14 protein-coding genes are annotated in these 14,800 nt (G+C 68.2%); 8 read left to right on the top strand and 6 right to left on the bottom strand.

Going from position 1 to position 14,800, the window contains the following annotated elements; translation table 11 throughout:
* Positions 1-9: 9 nt before the first annotated feature.
* Positions 10-288 (top strand): metal/formaldehyde-sensitive transcriptional repressor, encoded by a 279-nt coding sequence (locus tag HPY23_RS18540; RefSeq protein WP_091887251.1) that lies wholly within the window; start codon positions 10-12, stop codon positions 286-288.
* A gap of 504 nt (positions 289-792) precedes the next feature.
* Here the strand turns inward: HPY23_RS18540 and HPY23_RS18535 are convergent.
* Together HPY23_RS18535 and HPY23_RS18530 are read right to left on the bottom strand one after the other, a co-directional pair.
* Positions 793-1,386, bottom strand: a complete 594-nt coding sequence (locus HPY23_RS18535) for an Nmad2 family putative nucleotide modification protein (RefSeq protein ID WP_091887253.1) — start codon at positions 1,384-1,386, stop codon at positions 793-795.
* 7 nt (positions 1,387-1,393) lie between these two features.
* A complete protein-coding gene (locus tag HPY23_RS18530; protein ID WP_091887255.1) occupies positions 1,394-1,921 on the bottom strand; it encodes a hypothetical protein in 528 nt (175 codons plus the stop codon).
* Between the two features lie 204 nt (positions 1,922-2,125).
* Between HPY23_RS18530 and HPY23_RS18525 the strand changes: the two genes are divergently transcribed.
* A complete protein-coding gene (locus HPY23_RS18525; RefSeq protein WP_091887257.1) occupies positions 2,126-3,277 on the top strand; it encodes a nucleoside triphosphate pyrophosphohydrolase family protein in 1,152 nt (383 codons plus the stop codon).
* Positions 3,274-3,942, top strand: coding sequence for a uracil-DNA glycosylase (locus HPY23_RS18520; RefSeq protein ID WP_060850450.1), 669 nt, complete (start codon positions 3,274-3,276; stop codon positions 3,940-3,942). Before HPY23_RS18525 ends, HPY23_RS18520 begins: the two co-directional genes overlap by 4 nt.
* Before the next feature lie 486 nt (positions 3,943-4,428).
* On the opposite strand, the gene HPY23_RS18515 is transcribed toward HPY23_RS18520, so the two are convergent.
* Entirely contained in the window at positions 4,429-4,938 is a 510-nt protein-coding gene (locus HPY23_RS18515) for a MerR family transcriptional regulator (RefSeq protein WP_210344332.1), read from the bottom strand.
* 130 nt (positions 4,939-5,068) lie between these two features.
* Between HPY23_RS18515 and HPY23_RS18510 the strand changes: the two genes are divergently transcribed.
* Entirely contained in the window at positions 5,069-5,716 is a 648-nt protein-coding gene (locus tag HPY23_RS18510; protein ID WP_091887261.1) for a methyltransferase domain-containing protein, read from the top strand.
* A 606-nt stretch (positions 5,717-6,322) separates the two neighbouring features.
* Here HPY23_RS18510 and HPY23_RS32700 read toward each other — a convergent pair.
* The 3 genes from HPY23_RS32700 to HPY23_RS18495 form a co-directional block, all read right to left on the bottom strand.
* Complete coding sequence (locus HPY23_RS32700; protein ID WP_210344331.1) at positions 6,323-7,171, bottom strand: transporter; 849 nt, start codon at positions 7,169-7,171, stop codon at positions 6,323-6,325.
* 29 nt (positions 7,172-7,200) lie between these two features.
* Positions 7,201-8,562, bottom strand: a complete 1,362-nt coding sequence (locus HPY23_RS18500; protein WP_091887298.1) for a hypothetical protein — start codon at positions 8,560-8,562, stop codon at positions 7,201-7,203.
* 466 nt (positions 8,563-9,028) lie between these two features.
* The gene (locus tag HPY23_RS18495) at positions 9,029-9,331 is read right to left on the bottom strand and encodes a metal-sensitive transcriptional regulator (protein WP_091887263.1); all 303 of its coding nucleotides are present in this window, start codon (positions 9,329-9,331) and stop codon (positions 9,029-9,031) included.
* A gap of 162 nt (positions 9,332-9,493) precedes the next feature.
* On the opposite strand from HPY23_RS18495, the gene HPY23_RS18490 reads away from it, so the two are divergent.
* The 4 genes from HPY23_RS18490 (at position 9,494) to HPY23_RS18475 (ending at position 14,800) form a co-directional block, all read left to right on the top strand.
* Positions 9,494-9,826 carry a four-helix bundle copper-binding protein gene (locus HPY23_RS18490; RefSeq protein WP_091887265.1) on the top strand — a complete coding sequence of 111 codons (333 nt, stop codon included), beginning with the start codon at positions 9,494-9,496 and terminating at the stop codon, positions 9,824-9,826.
* Positions 9,827-10,756: 930 nt separating this feature from the next.
* Positions 10,757-12,049: a type II restriction endonuclease gene (locus tag HPY23_RS18485; RefSeq protein ID WP_091887267.1), complete on the top strand. Its 1,293-nt coding sequence runs from the start codon at positions 10,757-10,759 to the stop codon at positions 12,047-12,049.
* A gap of 554 nt (positions 12,050-12,603) precedes the next feature.
* Positions 12,604-14,031 (top strand): calcium-binding protein, encoded by a 1,428-nt coding sequence (locus HPY23_RS18480; protein ID WP_091887270.1) that lies wholly within the window; start codon positions 12,604-12,606, stop codon positions 14,029-14,031.
* A 424-nt stretch (positions 14,032-14,455) separates the two neighbouring features.
* Positions 14,456-14,800, top strand: a complete 345-nt coding sequence (locus HPY23_RS18475) for an NADH-quinone oxidoreductase subunit A (protein WP_091887272.1) — start codon at positions 14,456-14,458, stop codon at positions 14,798-14,800.

Below are 14,800 nucleotides of genomic sequence, written 5' to 3'. Positions count from 1 at the left end.
ACGCCATTCATGGCCCACACGATCAAGGACAGGACCAAGCTGCTGGCGCGGGTGCGCCGGATCAAGGGTCAGGCGGAGGCCGTCGAGCGGGCCCTGGAGGCCGAGCACGGCTGCGCCGACGTGCTGATGCTGGTCGCCTCGGTGCGCGGGGCCATCAACGGTCTGACCGCCGAGCTGATGGAAGACCACATCCGCCACCACGTCGTGAACCCGGACGCCGAGCCGGACGCCGAGCGCGCCCGGGGCGCGGCCGAGCTGATCGAGGTGGTGCGGACCTACCTCAAATGACGAGAGGCGCCCCATGAGAGTGTGTCCTGCGCAGACGCGCGCATGGATCGGCATCACCGAGGCTGCCCGGGCCGAACGAGACGGCGCCCACGCGGCGGGACGGCGTAACCCGATGCGTGCCGCCGCCATTCAAAGCCTTTGGGAACGCCCAGTCTCGGGTCGCGTCCCGCCACCGTGGCTCGACGGATCGAAGCCAGATCCAGGTCCACATGCGGCTGTCCGCCCGGACTTCCGACCGGCTCGGATGAAAGGTCGCCGCCCGGCGGCCTCATCAAAAGACCCTGGGCATCGCAAGGGGCACGTCGGTGGTAGAGACTGCTGAGCCAGGCTCATTTCGGCAGGCGCCGCGCCTTCCGAGCCGCCCGTCGGGGGCAGCCGGCGCGCGGCGTCGATGTCTCCGAAGGACCGGGGCGAGGCCACCTCGCCGCGGGTCACGCCCATGGCCTCGTGGCCGGGTTCGCCGGCCGTCCTCGGCGGCGGTGGGGCCGCCGGGGCGCTCGGCTCTCAGGCTGGCCAGTTCGCTGGGCGACCCAGGAAGCCGCGGCCCGGCATGCCGCGGAGCCATGTCACGAAGGCGCTCACCCGCTCGGGCGTGAACTGGTTTCGATGGCCCTGCGTGCTGTGCACGAGATCGCGCAGTTCCTGGGGGACCAGCGGGCCCGACCCGCCCCAGTAGGCGTATTCGCGCCCGAGAAGCACCCTGTCCGTCCGACCGGTGTCGCGCACCAGGTTCGGCAGGCTGGTGACGCCCCCGGGCTCGCTATGGAAGGAATCCGCCTGGACGAAGGTGCCGTCGGCCGAGCGGCGATAGATGTTGTCGCCGTAGATCTGCATGCGGCTGCCGGACATCACGGGTCGCTTCGCGCCGAAGCGAGCGTCGTCCCAATACTGGTCGAAGGTGAGGATCTCGTCGACCCGCATCCAGTAGACGACACGGTCCTTGATCCCGTTCGGGATCGAGCCAGTTCCGACCACGAAGTCCCCGACGCTCGCGTGCTGCCGGATCAGCGGTTTGCACGCGCTCAGCGTGCAAACCCGGTGAAACGGATTGGGCGCGAACCCGAGGTCGTGGTCGATCACGTAGGAGTGGACGCGCACGCCGGCCTCAGCACTTGTTCCGCTTGGTCTGGCGCTCCGCCCGCGGCTGGGCGTCGGGCTTCAACCACTCGGGCTTCGCGTTCCTCCGCGGGAAGGCGCCCCGCAGGCTGCCTGCATCCCAGGGAACGGTATCCCCGCCGTAATCCTCGAACGCGCGCGGCAGCGTCTCGTCCTGGGTTCCAGGAGGCCAGATCCCGATGACGCGACGACCCTGGGCGGCGGCCCGCTGCATCACGCGCCCCAGCTCCTCGTCCGCGAGGCAATCGGGAGACAGCACGATCACCCCCAAGTCCTCGTCCGGCGTCTCGGCGTGACCGGCCGCAATCTCGTCATCCGCGGGTGCGGGCTCGCCGTTTTCCGGCGCAACGGGATCCTCGACGTGCTCGCCGTCTTCCCCCTCGTCGTCCTCCCCTTCGTCGGGCTCGACCACGGCGACCTCCTCGTCCACGACCTCGCAGCCCGCCTCGGCCAAGAGCTTGAGCAGGGCCGTGCGTTCCTCGTCATCGACAGGACCGAGCACGCAAACCTTCGGCATGTGCGGCTTCTCCCCGGTGCCCAGGTCCTTCCGTTGCGCATTCCGCCCGGGAGCCTGGCTCAGTAAAGCTTAGGTGGTCAGCCGCGGTCGGTATGGCAAGGGTGCGTCCGCTGCCTGTGTGGGAACAGGCAACCCTGGACTGAGCGCCGGAAAGGGCCGACGATGGCAACCTGAGGATATGCCAACCCGGAGCGGGGAGGGGACATGGATACGGCGCCGCTTAGCCTGAACGGTTATCAAGCCGGGGCGATCCGGACGGACCGGACGCGAGGGAAGGGCACCGGCCTCGACCTGGCCGTGCTCGGCCTCTTCGGCGAGACGGGCAGCCTGCTGAGCGAGACCAAGAAGAAGCAGCGCGACGCGCGGTCCTATCTCGGCTATGAGGCGAGCGTCATCGAGGAAATGGGCGACGCGCTCTGGTACCTGGCGGTGATCGCCGATCACGCCGGCCTCCGCCTGGGCGAGCTCGCCGGCCGCGATCTCGCCGGGGGACCCGAGCCGACCTTCGCGGACGTGCAGCCACAGCGCGCCTTGCCTTTGCACGTCCCGACCGTCGCCTTCGAGCACACCCTGCTACAGCTGGCCGGGGCCGTCGGCCGGCTGGCCGCCCTGGGGGCACGGGGCGACCTCGCGGGAAGCCCGGACCTCCCGGAGCGTCTCTCCGCAGTGTTCGGCCTTCTCGTCGCGGCCGCGAACGAGGCCGGCGTCACCCTGGAGCAGGCCGCCATGCGCAACCTCGCGAAGGCCGAGGACCGTTGGCCGGCGACGCGCGTGGCCCCGCCGCTGTTCGACGAGGCGTTCCCGGACGAGGAACGCCTGCCCCGGGCGTTGACCATCGACATCTTCGAGCGCACCGGCGGCAACGACAGGCGGTACGTCGTGCAGCGATGCAACGGCATCTTCATCGGTGACCGCCTGACCGACAACATCATGAAGCCGGACGATTACCGATTCCACGACGCCTTCCACTATGCCTACGCCGCCGTCCTCGGCTGGTCGCCCGTGACGCGCGCGCTGTTCCGCCTGAAGAGGAAGAGCGAGGCCCGCGTCGACGAGGGGCAGGATGGAGCGCGCGCGATCCTGATCGAGGAGGGCGTGGCGACCTTCGTCTTCGGTGAGGCGAAGCAGCTCGGCTTCTTCGAGGGGCAGCGCCCGGGCGACCTGGGCTTCGCCTTCCTGAAATCGGTGAGGCAATTCCTGCGCGGCTACGAGGTCGAGGCCTGCCCGCTTTGGCTCTGGGAAGAAGCCATCCTCGCCGGTAACGAAGCCTTTCGTTTCTTGCGGGAGAAGCGCCGCGGGCGCCTTCGGCTCGATCTGGTCGGGCGGAAGATGCTGGTCGAGGACCTGCCGACATGACACCTGGCGCCTTCATCGAAGCCCTCGCGGCGCTTCGCTTCAGCGACACCTTCAACCCCTACGCCGAGGCCTGCCCGGACCACGACGGCGTCGATGCGCCTCAAGTCCGGCGTGAGAACCTTCGCCTCGTCCTGGAGGCGGCCCTCGCCGGAGGCGTCGATTCGATCTGGATCGCGCGCGACCTCGGGTACCGTGGTGGGCGGCGCACGGGCCTGGCGCTCACGGACGAGGCCCACCTCTCCGCCCATGCCGGCCTCTACGGTCAATTGCCGCTGGCGCGGGCAACCCGCGGCCCCGCGATGACCGAGCGCACGGCGACGGTGATCTGGCAGGTTCTCCGGGACCTGCGGCGCCCGGTCTTCCTCTGGAACGTCTTCCCGCTCCATCCGCACGCGGCCGGCGACCCGCTGTCCAACCGCTGCCATACCCGTCGGGAACGGCAGGCGTCCCGCCACCTCCTCGAATGGCTGGTGTCGGAATTGCGGCCCCGGGTCTTGGTCGCCATCGGGAGGGATGCCGAGGCAGCGTTGGCGGACTTGGGTATGGCGGCCGAGCGGGTCCGGCATCCCAGCTACGGAGGGCAAACCGAGTTCGTCGCCCGCATGGGCGAGCTGTACGGCCTACCCGTCAAGGTGTCTCACGAGGTGCAACTCACGCTGAGCTGAGAGAACCGGGAACCGCATCTCCGGGTCGTCGACGGCTGGCGCCCCTGGGCATGATGCACCGTCCCTCGCTTCGCGGACCGGCCTGGGATCACGCATCGGAGCCCATGATTTGCCGGGACGATCTCGCGGGCCCATGCGGTCGTGGATCGCCGGGCTCGATGCGCTGATGCACCCACGGTCTTGGCAGGAAACGCCGAAGCGCCACACTCCACCTTGGGTTTGACGCCTATCTAGTCTCCGCGCGGGCAAGGGGGACGTGCGACAAGATTCGATTTGATTGCGGTGTTCGTGCGCGCCTGTTCTCCGACGCCGGAGCCAGGCGCCTCGTCATGCTCCATGGCGTAGGCCCTGCGCCGCCACTCCGCTGAGACCGCTGCCTTGCTTCCGTGTGCCCCGCGCGGACCGGGTGGGATGGGCTGCCCGCTTGGGAGCACCGGGGCAGGGGAGGAGCCCCTGGTCCTTCGGAATACCCGTGCGCCAAGACGGTCAGCGTTCGCCATCCGCGATATCCGGTTGCGCAAGCACCTCAAGGAGACGCCCTCCGTGGGAACGTCCACGGCCGTATTCGGCCACAAGACGCCCAAGCTCGGACCGGAGTGCCGTGAGCAGGGCGATCCGCCGGTCCGTTTCATCCCTGTGGCGCAGGGCCAGCCTGGCAGCTTCCTCGGGCGAGCCACTATGCCCTGTTCCCAGTTCGAGGAGTTCGCGGATCGCATCGACCTCCAATCCGAGTTCTCTGGCCTGTCGGACGAAGCTCAACCGAACCACATCCTCCTCAGTGTAGCGTCGCTGCTGGCCCTCGGTTCGAGCCGGGGCCGAAATGAGGCGATTCTGCTCATAGTACCTTATTGTAGGTATGCGCACGCCCGAGCGTCGCGACAGTTCACCGATTGAGATCGTCACCCGAAGGCCTCTTCCACTTCCGAGGCCGTGGACCTTAGCGCATGAGGTGGGCGGAGGACATGGTCCGAGTTCCCCGCTTGCAGTGCCTGCCATGTACCCTTACCCGGTAGTGGTACACCCATGGCCGAAAGCGGCTATGGTCGGAATGGCCGCCGTCACCCTGGGGCCGACACGCCCAGGGCCGACGTAGCCATTGGCGTCGACCTGAACGGTTTCTTCGACAATGAACCTCATCCTTGGCGCGCGCCGGTGGATTGCCAGGCGCGGCTTCGAGCGGACCTATCCCGTCCTGATGCGGGACCCGGCCTGCACCGAGCCCCTTATAGCCGCCCTTGCTCCCGAGGCCGGCGAGCGCATCCTCTATGTCAGGGGGCCGCAGGCCGAACCCGTGCTCGGGCTCGCGAGGAGGTTTCCGGGTACCGGGTTCGTCGGCTTGGAAGCGGATGCCGAGCGCGCCGCCGCGACCCGGGCCGATGCGGCGGCGGCGGGCCTCGCGAACGTGAAGGCGTTCGCGTACGAGGCCCGCGGTCGCATGCCGTTCCCTCCCGCCTCCTTCGACAAGGCGGCTTCGGTGATGGCCCTGCATTGCGAGCCGCAGGAAGGAAAGCTTCGGATCGCGCGCGAGTTGTTGCGCGTCCTGCGGCGGCAAGGAAGCCTGCTCGCCTCGGATCTTGATGCGGCGCGTGGGGCGCAGGAAGGCGCCTTGGTCAAGGTCGCGTCCATGATGCTCGGCGAGACGCGCCTCCGACAACACATGGACGGAACGTGGCCCGACATCCTTTCCGAAGCTGGCTTCGCGCGCGTCAAGCGCCTCGGCTCGCATTCGGTGCTCGTCGCAAGAGTGGCCGTCGTCCGGGCATCCAGGCGCTGAGACGCTGCCATCATGCCGCCGTCGATGCCGGGCGCCTGCACCTTGACGGAATGTCACGCACGAGGCGCTGGAGATCATCGGTCGAACAGAGCGCGAGGGCCGCCCGAAGGCGTTCGCAGTTGCTGGCCAATGGCCGTCATCATCCGTCTACCGCTTGCCAGGACGCACTCGCGACCAGGTTCCCGACCCGAGCGGTGACGGCACAGCGTTCTACGCCTTGGTCCGTTTGACTTGCCGAACGCAGGTCCCGGGCGGCGCCTCATGGGCGTTTGCCCTTTGGGCAGGGTGATGTCCATCGACCGCATCCGGCTGCCGGAGCGCACGGCACATGCAGGGTCAGGCGCCGGCCCGCTCAGTGCCCCACCCATTCGGCCTGTTGCATCGCGAGGCTACGGCGATGGCCTCCCGCTCCACGGAGGCGAGCTTCTCGGGAGGCTTGGCGACGCATCCGCGACGCAGCTCTTCAGGTATCGGAATTGGCTTGCGTGATGGCCAGGGTCGGCGCCTTCGTCCTCTTCACGATGGCTCCGGCGTTGGGCGAAGGCGACCCGGTACGTAGGGCCGAGCAGGTCCCGCGGTGGGCGGAACTCGTACCGGCGCGGCCGCTCATCGGGGCGGGTCGAAGCTGAACGGGTAGCTCAGCGTGTGCTGGATGCCTGCCACGAACCGGAAATCCTGGTTGCGGTCGCCGCCGAACCCGACGCCGGCGCTGCCCGAGAGGACGGTTTGGGGCGTCAGCAGGTAGCGGACACCGACCTCGGCCATGTTCGACGCGCGCCTGCGGTCCCTGTCCGTCTCACGGTAGACATCCGCGACGACGACCAACTCGTTCGTCACGGGCTGGCTGTAGGCGACGCCGACGCGGTAGCGGTCCGTCCTCTCGGCATCGCGACCCGTGAGCGGGTCGAAGTTGTGGAACCAAGACGCGTTGAAGTGGATCTGACGCGGCACGTAGGAGAATGGCGACGTGCCTTCGGGGTCCGGCGTTCCCAGCGACTTCGTCGCGAGGAACTTCAGCTCGGTCTCGGTCCCGCCGTTGCGGTACCCATAGGGTTGGCTCACGCCGGCCGCCACCGCGAAGGCCGGCAGATAGAGGCCTTCCGTGTTGAGGTTGTAGAGGCCCTGAACCGTGGCGGCACCCTGCTTCGTCTCGCTCGCATCGCCAACCGCGTATGGCGTCTCGACTGACAGTTGGAAGTTCTTGGTCGCGCCCCACTCCACGCGCGGGACCACGAACAGGCGATTCCGGCCGTCAGGGTCACTCCGGGGAGCCCTGTCGTAGCGGAGGTACCCCTGGATCTCCAGGCCGTTCTCCTTGATCGGGTAGGCATCCTCGATGACGACGGGCAGGCCCTGTTCGAGGTTCGTATGGTCGGCGGCGCACACCGGGAGGGCGTCGCAGGCAATGATGGCGAACGCGGCGGCCCCGGCGGCCAGGCGCACGTGATGCTTCATGACGGAGTTCCTGTCGGGCGTCGGGGCAGTCAGCGGGAGGCGACGCGGGCGGCGCCCAGCGAGGGCTCGACGCCCATGTCGATGGGAGCGATGTCGGGCATGCGCTCGGCCTTCCGTCGCCAGTTCGCCTCCATCGTCTCGGTCATCATCCGTGGCGTCTCGCCCGGTTCGGTCGCGCCGGGCATCATCCTCATCCTGGAGGCAACCCGCATCATGGCGTCGTGCAGAGAGCCCGGGATCTCGCCCGGCTCGATGCCGAGCCGCCCGTTCTTCATCATCTGCTGCATGACGGCGGACTTCTCCGCCTTGGATAGCCCCCCAGGGTACATCATGGGCAGCATCTCCATAAGCATGTCCATCATGATCATGCCCATGGCACCCTGTGGCGAGCGCACCCAGTTCGGGTAGGTGCGCGGGTCGTATGCGGGATGGGGCTCGCCGAACTTGCGGGCATAAGCCTCGTCCCCCGGTTGGTACCCCATGGCCTGGATGACGCGGTACATCTCGGCCCGCTTCTCCTCGACGGACCAGCCCTTGTAGGCGAGGATCGAGTAGGCGATGCCGTGGAGCATGTGCAGATTGTCGAAGATGTTCGCGCTCTCCGGGCTCATGCGAGAGTAGCGCGGCATGATCTCGCGCGAGAGCACCATCCGGCCTGGGCGGTTCGGGATGACCTCGCGATGCATGACGTCCTCCACGCCCTTGATGGCGGCCTCCTGGTCCTGGTTGCCCGAGATCATCTGCGCCTCGTAAACCGCCGGGTGCCACCAGTGCGCGACGTAGAATAGGCTTTGGTCGAGCGGATAAAAATTCCGGAAGTAATTGAAGTAGGGCTTCATCATGATGCCCGCGCGCCGCATCGTCAGCTCCAATGGCGCCGGACTACGCGGGACACCCTCGGTCTGCATGGTCAAGTAATACTTGACCGCACGATCTGTCCAAGCCTTCTTCTCGGCCCACGGGATCTCACGAAAGGCCATCACGTCGTAAGTCTGCTCGTGGTGCATATGCGTCCAGTCGATGGTCCGAAACAGCGTGTGCATCGCCCGGTCGACATAGGACGAGTAGAACGGCATCTCCGGCTCGGTCGCCGGCGGGTTGAGCAGCCACTCCAGAGCTTCCTGGTCGAAGCGCGCGTCGACCGCGGCGTGGTCCTCGAAGCGCGTCAACTGCAGCAGGTCGTGTTGCTTCGAGTGGAAGAAGTGCATGCCGGCCCCGATGCGGTAGGCCAGGTTGTGCCGGTAGAAGAATGCCAGGTTGTAGGGGCCTCGCAGGAAGTCGACGCCGTTGCGCTGTTCGAGCGCGAACGCCCGCCTCGCGCCCGCTCCTTGCGCCGCCAGTGCGACCGCGGATGCCGCGGCGCCACCCAGGAACGCTCTCCGCGTCGCCATCCTCATTTGTCCCCTCCAAGATTATACCCCAATGGGGTAAAACCGTCGGGAACCGGGGTCAAAGGCTATTCACCCGTGATCCCTTGGGCGGTTCTCATCGGGCCGAAATGTTGCCTCACCGCCACTCTTGAGGGCGAGGGACAGGGCGGGCCTTGTCGGCCATGCGCCGGCTTCCGCCGCCTGGAGGTGTGCCGGGACCGATCCCCTCAGTCCGCGGCGGCTGGTCGGCCTGCCAGGACCGAGCCGACCATCGCTATGCATGGCCCAAGGCCCGCGGCCGTTCCAGGGCCGCATCGCGCTTGGACGCCAGGGGGCGTACAGGTTGTGCCGCCCGCGGTCCCGCGGCGCCGGTCGGCCTTCGGGACCGCGCATGCGTCCGGGCCGCAACGCCGGGATGCGGCACGAGGGGCGACCCGGTCGTGGCAGGGCGCTCGCAGCGCCTGACATCCGACAGTCCTGCCCTCGGCTACACGATCCTGCCGATAAGGCTGCCGATCTCGTCGGCCAGGCGCTGCCGCTCCTCCTGCGAGAGGTTGCTCGCGACGGAGGCTTGCACCAACCCGTGCATATGGTCGCGGATCATGTCGGACTGCACTCGGCGCAACGCGGCGATGACGGCATCGATCTGGTGCGCGACGTCGACGCAGTATCGCTCCGTCTCGATCATTTGCTGGATGCCACGCACCTGCCCTTCGATGCGACGCAGCCGGGGGAGTTGCTGCTTGTGGTTGACCGTGACCCCACCGTGGTCCTTTTCGGAACCCGACATGCTGCCTTGCGCCTCTGATGGGACGGGCGGCCGCCGGCCCAGGGTTTTGGAACCATACCCTGCCAGGGTATGTTGCCTCTTCGTCGTGGGCCCGCTCCGCGCGGGCGGGCCCACGCAGCCATAGTAAGGCTTGGCCGAACGTCCAACAATGCGAGCGACACAATGCACCAGATGAGACCGGACATGCAGGCATGCATCGACGAGTGCCTGCGCTGCTACCAGACCTGCCTCGGCATGGCATCCAACCACTGCCTGCCCGCCGGCGGGAAGCACGTCGAGGCGGAGCATCTTCGCCTCATGCTCGCCTGCGCCGAGATCTGCCGCACCTCGGCGCACTTCATGCTCCTCGGCACGAGCCATCATAAGCACACCTGCCGCGAGTGCGCCGACGTGTGCGAGGATTGCGCGCGGAGCTGCGAGCAGGTGGGCGATATGCAGCACTGCGTCGACCAGTGCCGCCGCTGCGCGGAAAGCTGTCGGAAGATGGCGGCCTGAACCGCTCGTCCGGGGCGGCTCAGGACACGGCCGCTCGGCGGCATTCCCTGCGCGCCGCCTCGTCCCGGTTGTCCCGCCGGCCCTTCTGACCGATGCCCTGCCCGGGCCGGCTTGGGAGGTGTCAGGTGCAATCGCATCGGGCCTCATGGCACATATCACTGCCCCCGCGCCCGGACAGCCGAGCCGGCCAGTCCGCCGGAGGGATCCACCAGGCTTCGCGGCGAGTTCATCGGTTCGTCGGACGCCATCCTTGTCGGGGCCGGGCTGGCCCCGGGCTGCGCCAGGCTCTCCGGCATCCCAGAGGCTCCCCGCTCGCCTTCATGGGCGTGGAGGAATTGCGAGGAAGGCCGACCAGCTCGTGCCGCGTGCCGCTGGGACCACTGGCGGCGCAGCGTCCTCGAACGGCGTCGCCACGGCCAGCGCACCGCCGGCCCGCGCGGGGCGAGATCCCCGCATGCCGACGATGCACGTACAGGCACGGTGCCGGACCGTCAGCGCCCGGGCCCAGAACATGCGGATGGGCGGGACCAATCGGCGCGGCGGGACCGCCTCGCCTGCGTGGCGGTCGCCGTGGGCGGCCCCCGGGTCTCGCGCCGTCGGCCCCGGCCTTGATGCGCAACGGACGCAGGCCGCAGTGCGCCCGTCACCTTGCGCCGCGGACTCGCCCACGGCAGTCCGCTTCTCATGTGTGCGGGACCGCCGGTTAGGAAAAGCTTCACGGGATGAGCCGCGGCACTGATCTCCGGGAGCTGCTATCGGCATGCCGCCTGGGCGCGTGCGCCCCGCCATCACCGACGCCTCTCGCATCTGTTGCACGGTTGCGACACCCTCCCGCCATCATCGGAAACCCTGCCTGCGCGTCCACGGCCCTGTGGTGCCTGATACCCCGACCAGGCATATTCGGGAGCCACGACCACCAAGCCCCCGAATATGACGAACGTGAACGACGCCTGGATCGGCAATCTCATCCGGCACTGGCGCGAGGACCCAGGCGCCTCCTACAGAACGTGGTTCCTGTGGGAGGAGCGCATCAAGAACTTCCGCTCGATCCGGCGCGGCATCCAGGCGGTCATAGACGAGATCCGGTCCGACACCTTCGGCAACGCCTACCGCGGCTCCTCGCTGGAGACCATCGTCTCCTCCATCGCCGAGCAGCGCCAGGTGTTCAAGGGCGCCGACCATGCCTTCCTCTGGAAGCCCAAGCTTCGCATCCCTGACATCTACGAGGATCGGGCCAACCAGCTGGCCTTTGGGCGCTTCCTCGACGCCTGCCTTTGCTGCAACGCCGAGGCGCAGGTCCTGGCGGCCATCCGAACGCTCGACCAGTCGCGCATTAAAGGGCTTGGCCCGGCCGCGGCGAACCTGCTGTACTTCCTGCATCCGACCGTGGCCTCCCCGTTCAACACCGCCATCGTCAAGGGCTTCAACGCGCTCATGGGCGCCAACGTGAAGCTCGGCAGGTGGGACGAGTACCTCGCGATGCGCCAAGGCATCCTTGCCCTCAACGCCGCCCACCGGACGCTCCTGTCGAACGACCTCGGCGCCGTGGCCGGCTTCCTGTTCGACGTCGGGTCGGGGCGCTACCCGCTTCCCGAGCGGGATGCCACCGGGGCGCTGGAGCGATGGCGGGAGGATCTCGAACGCTTGCGGGCGGAGGCGGCCGGCGCCGCCTCGAAGGCGGCCCAGGCCGCAAGCGAGGCCGACCATACCCACACCGAGATCCAGGGCTGGCTCCGGGACCTCGGGCTCGCGCTCGGTTTCGACGTCTGGGTCGCCTCGAATGACGGGGGCCGTCCTTACGCAGGCGGCAGGCTGTCCGACGGCTGCCTCGACCGGTTACCCGAACGGCTCACCGCCAACGGAACGGCCGAAACGGTCCGGCTCATCGACGTGATCTGGCTCGAAAAGGCGAGCAGGGACGTGGCGGCGGCCTTCGAGGTCGAGCATACGACGAGCATATACTCCGGGATCGTGCGGATGCTCGACTTGGCGCTCGGCGTCGAGGGCGGGACGGCCCGCAACCTCTTCCTCGTCGCGCCCGACAACAGGGAGGAGGACGTCCGGGCGCAGTTCGCCAGACCTGCCTTCTCGCGTGTGAGCGAGCTGGATCTTCGTTACCTGCCGTACAGCGAGCTGCGGGGGCATCGCGAGACCATCGCGCGCTTCGGAACCGGCCTCAAGGGAGTGCTGGCCATCGCACGGCCGGTCGGCGCGCCCAGGTGATGTCCAGGCCGCGCGGCCCCTCTCTCCGGCCTAGTGAGACATCACGAGCGTTCGTGCCGGCCGCGCCGGCCAAAGCCGACTCGGGCACCCCGTCCCCTCGACGAGGCTGACGCTTGGCCCCGGCTGCTTCGTAAGGCGCATCCGGGCAAATCGCGGGGGATGCGGACAACTACCGCCTTGGGCCGGTGGCCACCTTTCCGCGGTCAACCTGATCGGGCATCCACCCCGGTGGTCGACGCCGTCAGCACCCCGCCGCGACGAAGGGCCCACTCAAGAGTGGGATATACCCCGAGGGGGTTCGGGACACGTATTCCGAACACCTGCCCGTTTCCTGGAACCAGGTGTCAAGGCGTCCGGAGCGGCGGGACCGTGGCAATCCGTTCCGACGCGGAGCGCACGGCGGGGCCTGCGTCAAACCGCCCCGCGCCGCGGTAGGGATGAAACAGCTTCGCGGGCGGGGTGTTGGAAGCCTGCCTACCCCGATGGGGTATAGGCGGATGCGCAACCCGGGCGGGTTGGCTTCCGATTCTTGGCTCATCGGCAGGAGATCCCTCATGTCGCATCGCTCGCACCACCAAGTCCCTGCGAACGACCACAACGTTCAGGAGGACTTCGGCGACTACCGATTGCTCATCGGAGAGCGAGATCCCGACGCCTACCCCGGCACCGGCCGGATGGACATCGCCTTCGGCCGAGGCGGGAGCGACTATCTCGCCGGCCGAGGCCAAGACGATGACCTGCAGGGCGGCAAGGGCAACGACGTCCTCCTGGGGGGCGCCGGCATGGACCACCTCGACGGCGGCAAGGGAAACGACGTCCTGATCGGCGGCGGGGCCGCGGACGCATTGCGTGGCGCCGAAGGGAACGACTATCTCAACGAGGGCGTCGGACACGGCGATCTTGAGGGCGGTCCCGGCAACGACATCCTGACAGGCGGTCCGGGAGGCGATGCCTTCGTCATCTCGCCCGACAGCGGCAACGACGTCATCACCGACTTCTCCGCCGGTCCCGGCATCCTGGACCACCTCGCGGTACGGGACCTCGCGCCCGAGGACCTCAGATTCCAAGACACTTCCGCCGGTGTGAAGATCAGCTGGGACGTGACCGGGGGCGAGGGCTCGGTCCTGCTGGCGGGCGTCCGGAAGACGGACCTCGCGCAGGACGATTTCATGTTCACGGACGACAGGATGCTCATTCAGCCGACGAGCGCGGACGCGGACCACGTCACCGCCTTGAGCTACGCGAAGGACGAGGGCTTCAACCTCGGTGCCCCGAACCCGGGGAGTGACACCGGTTCCGCAAACACGTTCCGCTTCGACGAGTTCAACGTAAGGGAAGGCTCCAGCCAAGCCGATACGTTCCAAGGCACCGGCGAGCGGGACTACTACTTTGGCCTAGGCGGGAACGACCTGCTGTTCGGGGCTGCCGGGGACGACGATCTACGCGGCGATGCCGGCGACGACGTCCTCGACGGCGGTGCGGGCCAGGACGACCTCAGGGGCGGCGCCGGCTCGGACCGGTTGTACGGCGGCGATCAGGCCGACAACCTCATGGGCGAGCACGGCAACGACAAGCTCTACGCCGGCGCCGGCCACGACATGCTCGACGGCGGCAAGGGGAACGACGAGCTGAACGGCGGCGACGGCGCCGACGCCTTCATCGTGGGACCCGATACCGGGAACGACGTCGTCACCGGCGGCTTCGACGCCGGCCCGGGCGCCTTCGACCATATCGCATTCCGGGACATCCTGCCGAGCCAAGTCACCGTTGCCGACGGGGTCTCGGCGCACGACGACGGGCACACCGGCGTCCTGGTCAGCTGGCAGACGGACCAGGGCAACGGGTCGATCTTCCTTGAAGGCCTGACGAAGAGCCAGATGGCCCAGGACGATTTCATGTTCAACGCGGACGACGGACGGGCAGGCGCCTTCGTGAACGACCCGGCCATCACGTCGGTCGGCTCCCAGCTCATCTTTCAATAGCCGGCGATACCTGCGGCTGGCGAGCCTCACCTGCCACGGTGTCTGAGGCAGGATGGTGCCCGCGGCACGGCCGCGAGCGCCCGACCATTTCCCCGAGCCGCCGGACCGTGCGTTCCCACGCCGGCCTAGATCCCCGGACCACCCCGTAGCAGGGCCGCCACGATGAGCCGCATCGAGAGTTCGTCCACCCCCGGGGGTGCCGAGGTCGGGGAGGAGGGGGGAAGGCCCGCTCCGCGGGGCCGAAGCCGCGCTTCCCGCGGTCGGTCTGCTCAGCGCCTTCGCCAACCTCCTCCGCCTGTCGACGACCATGCGGGGCGGGCGTTCGCGGAGGATTGACGCCGTCGACATGCGGGCCACGTCGCCTAGGCGTCCCAGGCCACGGAGGGGCCCTGCCTCGGGTGGGGGCGGTCAGCAGGAGAAGGGAATGGAGCGGATGCCGGCGCAAAGCCCAGTCCTGGGTGATTTCGGGTTCGTGGCCCTCGTGCTGCTCATGGCCATGGGCCTTGCGCTGCTGGCCGTGGCCGCGTTCGCGCGCGCGCCAACGCGGACCGTCCGCGCTCCCCCCGCGTGGGCGCAGTTCCGCTTCGGTTACGCGGTCTACGCGCTGATCTTCCTCGCCTTCGACATGGAGATGATCTTCATGTACCCGTGGGCGGTCGTCTTCGCCGACATCGGCATGAGCGCCTTCCTCGACATGCTGGTCTTCATCGCGCTCCTGTCGGCTGGCATCGCCTACGCCTGGGGCATGGGCGGGCTGCGATGGGAGTAG

The organism is Methylobacterium ajmalii (assembly GCF_016613415.1).
GTDB classification, from domain to species: domain Bacteria; phylum Pseudomonadota; class Alphaproteobacteria; order Rhizobiales; family Beijerinckiaceae; genus Methylobacterium; species Methylobacterium ajmalii.
Note: the sequence above shows the minus strand (reverse complement) of the source record. Positions and strands in the feature narration are given on the sequence as shown.

Excerpts from the sequence above, each read along its gene's own strand:
- HPY23_RS18540 (WP_091887251.1), top strand. The coding sequence starts at position 10 with ATGGCCCACACGATCAAGGACAGGACCAAGCTGCTGGCGCGGGTGCGC.
- HPY23_RS18530 (WP_091887255.1), bottom strand. The coding sequence starts at position 1,921 with ATGCCGAAGGTTTGCGTGCTCGGTCCTGTCGATGACGAGGAACGCACG.
- HPY23_RS18525 (WP_091887257.1), top strand. The coding sequence starts at position 2,126 with ATGGATACGGCGCCGCTTAGCCTGAACGGTTATCAAGCCGGGGCGATC.
- HPY23_RS18520 (WP_060850450.1), top strand. The coding sequence starts at position 3,274 with ATGACACCTGGCGCCTTCATCGAAGCCCTCGCGGCGCTTCGCTTCAGC.
- HPY23_RS18515 (WP_210344332.1), bottom strand. The coding sequence starts at position 4,938 with ATGGCAGGCACTGCAAGCGGGGAACTCGGACCATGTCCTCCGCCCACC.
- HPY23_RS18510 (WP_091887261.1), top strand. The coding sequence starts at position 5,069 with ATGAACCTCATCCTTGGCGCGCGCCGGTGGATTGCCAGGCGCGGCTTC.
- HPY23_RS32700 (WP_210344331.1), bottom strand. The coding sequence starts at position 7,171 with ATGAAGCATCACGTGCGCCTGGCCGCCGGGGCCGCCGCGTTCGCCATC.
- HPY23_RS18500 (WP_091887298.1), bottom strand. The coding sequence starts at position 8,562 with ATGGCGACGCGGAGAGCGTTCCTGGGTGGCGCCGCGGCATCCGCGGTC.
- HPY23_RS18495 (WP_091887263.1), bottom strand. The coding sequence starts at position 9,331 with ATGTCGGGTTCCGAAAAGGACCACGGTGGGGTCACGGTCAACCACAAG.
- HPY23_RS18490 (WP_091887265.1), top strand. The coding sequence starts at position 9,494 with ATGCACCAGATGAGACCGGACATGCAGGCATGCATCGACGAGTGCCTG.
- HPY23_RS18485 (WP_091887267.1), top strand. The coding sequence starts at position 10,757 with ATGACGAACGTGAACGACGCCTGGATCGGCAATCTCATCCGGCACTGG.
- HPY23_RS18480 (WP_091887270.1), top strand. The coding sequence starts at position 12,604 with ATGTCGCATCGCTCGCACCACCAAGTCCCTGCGAACGACCACAACGTT.
- HPY23_RS18475 (WP_091887272.1), top strand. The coding sequence starts at position 14,456 with ATGGAGCGGATGCCGGCGCAAAGCCCAGTCCTGGGTGATTTCGGGTTC.